The 5,293-nt window shown below is 73.3% G+C and carries 5 protein-coding genes; all 5 read left to right on the top strand.

All coding sequences use genetic code 11. The features are described 5' to 3' along the window. The first annotated feature begins 207 nt into the window (after window positions 1-207). A complete protein-coding gene (locus ABCR83_RS32030) occupies window positions 208-1,287 on the top strand; it encodes a prephenate dehydrogenase (protein ID WP_462698774.1) in 1,080 nt (359 codons plus the stop codon). An 85-nt stretch (window positions 1,288-1,372) separates the two neighbouring features. Then, the gene (cmk, locus tag ABCR83_RS32035) at window positions 1,373-2,107 is read left to right on the top strand and encodes a (d)CMP kinase (RefSeq protein WP_462698775.1); all 735 of its coding nucleotides are present in this window, start codon (window positions 1,373-1,375) and stop codon (window positions 2,105-2,107) included. A 50-nt stretch (window positions 2,108-2,157) separates the two neighbouring features. After that, complete coding sequence (locus ABCR83_RS32040) at window positions 2,158-2,745, top strand: lysophospholipid acyltransferase family protein (RefSeq protein ID WP_462698779.1); 588 nt, start codon at window positions 2,158-2,160, stop codon at window positions 2,743-2,745. 56 nt (window positions 2,746-2,801) lie between these two features. After that, window positions 2,802-4,259 carry a ribosome biogenesis GTPase Der gene (gene der, locus ABCR83_RS32045; protein WP_462698776.1) on the top strand — a complete coding sequence of 486 codons (1,458 nt, stop codon included), beginning with the start codon at window positions 2,802-2,804 and terminating at the stop codon, window positions 4,257-4,259. Between the two features lie 315 nt (window positions 4,260-4,574). Then, window positions 4,575-5,084: a GNAT family N-acetyltransferase gene (locus tag ABCR83_RS32050; protein WP_462698777.1), complete on the top strand. Its 510-nt coding sequence runs from the start codon at window positions 4,575-4,577 to the stop codon at window positions 5,082-5,084. The last annotated feature ends 209 nt before the right edge of the window (window positions 5,085-5,293 follow it).

Raw genomic sequence — 5,293 nt, forward strand, 5'->3', positions numbered from 1 at the left:
CCAGGCACGGCGCCTCGCCGCGTTGTCGCATCACCCGAGTACGCCCAGTACGCGGATGATGCTCCGCCTTGCGAGGCACCGCACCAGACACCGCAGGGCCCGCACCGACCCATCGGACACCCCCTAGGGTGGGAAGCGCGAGATCGCCCGTGCCCGTCCCCGGCCCGGCCGGACATCCCCGGGCCGCCCCCAGCAAGGACCAGCCCTGTGAGAACCGCCCTCGTCATCGGCACCGGACTGATCGGCACCTCCGCCGCGCTCGCCCTCGCGGGCCGCGGCGTCCAGGTCCACCTCAAGGACCACGATCCCGCCCAGGCCCATACCGCCGCCGCCCTCGGCGCCGGCACCGACCACGAGCCCGACGGGCCGGTGGATCTCGCCATCGTCGCCGTACCGCCCGCGCAGGTGGTGGGCACGCTCGCCGAGGCCATGGGCAACGGGCTGGCCCGCGCCTACCTCGACGTGGCCAGTGTCAAGGGCGGCCCGCGCCGCGAACTCGAGGCACTCGGCTGCGACCTCACCGCCTACCTGGGCAGCCACCCGATGGCCGGGCGCGAGCGCTCCGGGCCGCTGGCGGCCACCGCGGATCTCTTCGAGGGCCGGCCCTGGGTGTTGACCCCCACCCGGGACACCGACACCGAGGTCCTCAACCTGGCGCTGGAGCTCGTCGCCCTGTGCTCCGCGGTGCCGGTCGTCATGGACGCCGACGCCCACGACCGGGCCGTCGCCCTGGTCTCGCACACCCCCCAGCTGATCTCCAGCATGGTCGCCGCCCGCCTACGGGACGCGGACGAGACCGCCGTCCGGCTGTGCGGCCAGGGCATCCTCGATGTGACCCGGATCGCGGCCTCCGATCCGCGGATGTGGCTGGACATCCTGTCCGCCAACCCCGGGCCCGTCGCGGATGTCCTCGCCGCCCTCGCCGCCGATCTCGACGAGACCGTACGGGCCCTGCGCGCGCTGGAATCCGGCGAGGGCGAGAAGTCCGGCGTGGCCGGCCTCGAGGATGTGCTGCGCCGCGGCAACGCGGGCCGCGCCCGGGTCCCCGGCAAGCACGGTGCTGCGCCCGCCGTGTACGAGTCGGTGACCGTCCTCATCGGCGACCAGCCGGGCGAGCTGGCCAGGATCTTCGCGGACGCCGGGCGGGCGGGCGTGAACATCGAGGACGTCCGGATCGAGCACGCCACCGGCCAGCAGGCCGGTCTGATCCACCTGCTGGTCGAACCGGCCGCCGTGCCGGGGCTGACCGCGACGCTGCGCGAACGCGGCTGGTCGGTCCGGCAGTAGCCGCGGGCCCGGGCGGTCCGGCGAGCCAGTAACCTTGGGTGGGCCCCATTCGGCCCAGTTCTTTTCCGCCCTGTGCACAAGGAAGGTGTCCAACACCGTGGAAACCGCCGCCCGGACCGCGCCGGCAGCAGTGATCGTCGGCATCGACGGCCCCTCCGGCACGGGCAAGTCCAGCACCTCCAAGGCCGTGGCCGCCAAGCTCGGCCTGCGCTACCTGGACACCGGTGCGCAGTACCGGGCGATCACCTGGTGGATGCTGGCCCATGGCGTCGATGTGAACGACGCCGAGGCGGTGGCGTCGGCGGCCGGCAAGCCGGAGATCGTCTCCGGCACCGATCCGTCCGCGCCCGCCATCACCGTCGACGGCGTGGACGCCTCGGGCCCCATCCGCACCGGTGCGGTCACCTCCGCGGTGAGCGCGGTGAGCGCCGTGCCCGAGGTGCGCACCCGGCTGACCGGGCTTCAGCGCGCCATCGCGGCCGAGGCGACCGGTGGCATTGTGGTCGAGGGCCGGGACATCGGCACCACCGTGCTCCCGGACGCCGACGTCAAGATCTTCCTGACCGCCTCGCCCGAGGCCCGGGCCGCCCGCCGCAACGGCGAGCTGAAGGGCAAGGCGGCGGCCGACCTGGCCGCCACCCAGGCCGCCCTGGTCAAGCGGGATGCCGCCGACTCCGGCCGCAAGACCTCACCGCTCGCCAAGGCGGCCGACGCGGTCGAGGTGGACACCACCGAGCTGACCCTCGAGCAGGTCATCGAGTGCGTGGTCACCCTGGTCGAGGCGGAACGTGACCGCAAACGCGGAAAGCGGTCGGCGTGACCGCTTCCGCGTCCGGTGCCGCCGTCGGGCGGCGGATCGGCATCGGCCTGATGTACGGGCTGTGGAAGCCGCGTGTGCTGGGTGCCTGGCGGGTGCCCGCCATGGGGCCCTGCATCCTGGCCGTCAACCACTCCCACAACATCGACGGTCCGATGCTGATGGGCACCGCACCCCGGCCGGTGCACTTCCTGATCAAGAAGGAAGCCTTCATCGGCCCGCTGGACCCGTTCCTGCGCGGGATCGGCCAGCTGAAGGTGGACCGTACGGGCACCGACCGCACCGCGATCACCGGAGCCCTGCAGGTCCTGGAACGGGGCGGGGTGCTGGGGATCTTCCCCGAGGGCACCCGGGGCGAGGGCGACTTCGCCGCACTGCGGGCGGGCCTCGCCTACTTCGCCGTCCGGTCGGGCGCACCGATCGTGCCGGTGGCGGTGCTGGGCAGCGCGCTGCGCAAGAGCCGCGTCATTCCGGCGCTGCCGCCCCTGCGCGGCCGCGTGGACGTGGTCTTCGGCGACCCCTTCGCGGCCGCGGCCGACGGCGGGCGGCGCACCCGCAAGGCGCTGGACGAGGCGACCGTGCGCATCCGCGAGCGGCTGGCCGCACACCTGGCCGGCGCCAAGCGGCTGACCGGCCGCTGACCGAGACTTAAGAAGCACGCACTGCGCGTGCCGATGACGAACGAGGAACGGACTTCATGAACGACCAGATCCACACCGGCGACGCGCACGGTGAGCTTGGCGACGCCGAGTACGCGGAGTTCATGGAGCTCGCGGCGCAGGAGGGCTTCGAGGCCGAGGAGGTCGAGAACGAGCTCGCCGCCGCCGGGCACGGTCCGCTGCCCGTGCTGGCCGTGGTCGGCCGCCCCAACGTCGGCAAGTCGACGCTGGTGAACCGCATCATCGGCCGCCGCGAGGCGGTGGTCGAGGACCGGCCGGGCGTCACCCGGGACCGGGTGACCTACGAGGCCGAATGGGCCGGGCGCCGCTTCAAGGTCGTCGACACCGGCGGCTGGGAGCAGGATGTGCTCGGCATCGACGCGTCCGTCGCCGCCCAGGCGGAGTTCGCCATCGAGGCGGCCGACGCGGTGGTCTTCGTCGTGGATGCCGTCGTGGGCGCCACCGACACCGACGAGGCCGTCGTCAAGCTGCTGCGCCGCGCGGGCAAGCCCGTGGTGCTGTGCGCCAACAAGGTCGACGGCCCCTCCGGCGAGGCGGACGCCGCCGCCCTGTGGTCGCTGGGCCTGGGCGAGCCGCACCCCGTCTCCGCCCTGCACGGCCGGGGCACCGGCGACATGCTGGACGCGGTCCTCGAGGCGCTGCCCGAGGCCCCCGCCCAGACCTTTGGCACCACCGTCGGCGGCCCGCGCCGCATCGCGCTGATCGGCCGCCCCAACGTGGGCAAGTCGTCCCTGCTGAACCGGGTGGCGGGGGAGGAGCGGGTCGTCGTCAACGAGCAGGCCGGCACCACCCGTGACCCGGTCGACGAGCTGATCGAACTGGGTGGCAGGACCTGGAAGTTCGTGGACACCGCCGGCATCCGCCGCCGGGTCCACCTCCAGGAGGGCGCCGACTACTACGCCTCGCTGCGCACCGCCGCCGCCGTGGAGAAGGCCGAGGTCGCGGTCGTCCTCATCGACGCCTCCGACTCCATCAGCGTGCAGGACCAGCGGATCGTCACCATGGCCGTCGAGGCTGGCCGGGCGCTGGTGCTCGCCATCAACAAGTGGGACACGCTCGACGAGGAGCGCCGCTACTACCTCGAGCGCGAGATCGAGACGGAACTCGGCCAGATCGGCTGGGCCCCGCGGGTCAATGTCTCGGCGCGCACCGGGCGGCACATGGAGAAGCTCGTCCCGGCGATCGAGACCGCTCTGGCGGGCTGGGAGACCCGGGTGCCGACCGGCAGGCTCAACGCCTTCCTCGGCGAGCTCGTCGCCGCCCATCCGCACCCGATCCGGGGCGGCAAGCAGCCGCGCATCCTCTTCGGCACCCAGGCGGGCACCCGGCCGCCGCGGTTTGTGCTGTTCGCCTCGGGCTTCCTGGAGGCCGGCTACCGCCGCTTCATCGAGCGGCGGCTGCGCGAGGAGTTCGACTTCGAGGGGACGCCGATCCACATCTCGGTGCGGGTGCGGGAGAAGCGCGGCCGCAAGTAGGTGGGTCGTGGTGGGCCGGTACCAGGGGGCTGGGCGCCGTTGTTGGGGTTGGTGGCGGTCAGGGGTTTGTGACTGTCTGGCCGCGTGACCTTTTGGCGGATGATACGGTGTTCGGCGTTCGTTTCTGATCCGAATCGAGGAAGTTGGGGGGTGAGGTTGATGACCGCGCTCAAGGCCACTGCCATGTGCTCTGCCCGGACCACCCTCACGTCCCGGGCTGTGGCCTGACCTCCATCTGGATTCGCCTCGCTGGGAGCGTGAGCTCGCGAGGCAAACACCGATACGAACCAACCATGAAACGGATCTCCGTTCACCGTGAGCATCAACTGGATCACGCGCGCTGAGACCAGCGCCGACATTCCCACCATTCGCGACATCAGCCTCGCCGCCTTTGACACTCCGTTGGAGGCCGACCTGGTCGACGCACTGCGCGCCGATCCCTCGTGGATCGGCGGACTGTCCGTCGTCGCCACCGACCACGACGGCAAGCTCATCGGCCACGCGCTGCTGACCCGCTGCCACATCGGCACCACCCCGGCCCTGTGCCTGGGCCCCGTCGCCGTCCGGCCCGAGTACCAGAAGACCGGCGCCGGCTCCGCGGCGATCCGCGCCTCGCTGCAGGCCGCCAAGGAGCTGGGCGAGCACTTCGTCACCGTCCTCGGACACCCGACGTACTACCCGCGGTTCGGCTTCACCCGCGCTTCCGAGCACGGCATCGGACTCAGCATCGACGTCCCGGACGAGGCCGTGATGGCCCTCGCCCTCGATGCCGACAACCCGCTGCCCAGCGGAACCGTCCACTACGCCGCACCGTTCGGCATTTAGTCAAAGCCCGCCGTGGGGGGGGGCCCCCCCGCCCCCCCCCCGCGGGGGGGGCGGCGGGGCCCCCCCGCCCGCCCGGGCCGCCCGGGGTGGGGGGGCCGCCCCCCCCCGCGGCGCGCGGGGGGGGGCGGGGGGGGGGGACCCCCCCCCCGGCGCCGCGGCGCGGGGGGCCGGCCCGGGGGCCGCGGGCGCGGCGGGGGCCCCGCGGCGCC

The organism is Streptomyces xingningensis, from assembly GCF_054957865.1.

Bases quoted from the DNA above. Each gene is read 5' to 3' on its own strand.
- ABCR83_RS32040 (WP_462698779.1), top strand. From the start codon at position 2,158: ATGTACGGGCTGTGGAAGCCGCGTGTGCTGGGTGCCTGGCGGGTGCCC.
- der (WP_462698776.1), top strand. From the start codon at position 2,802: ATGAACGACCAGATCCACACCGGCGACGCGCACGGTGAGCTTGGCGAC.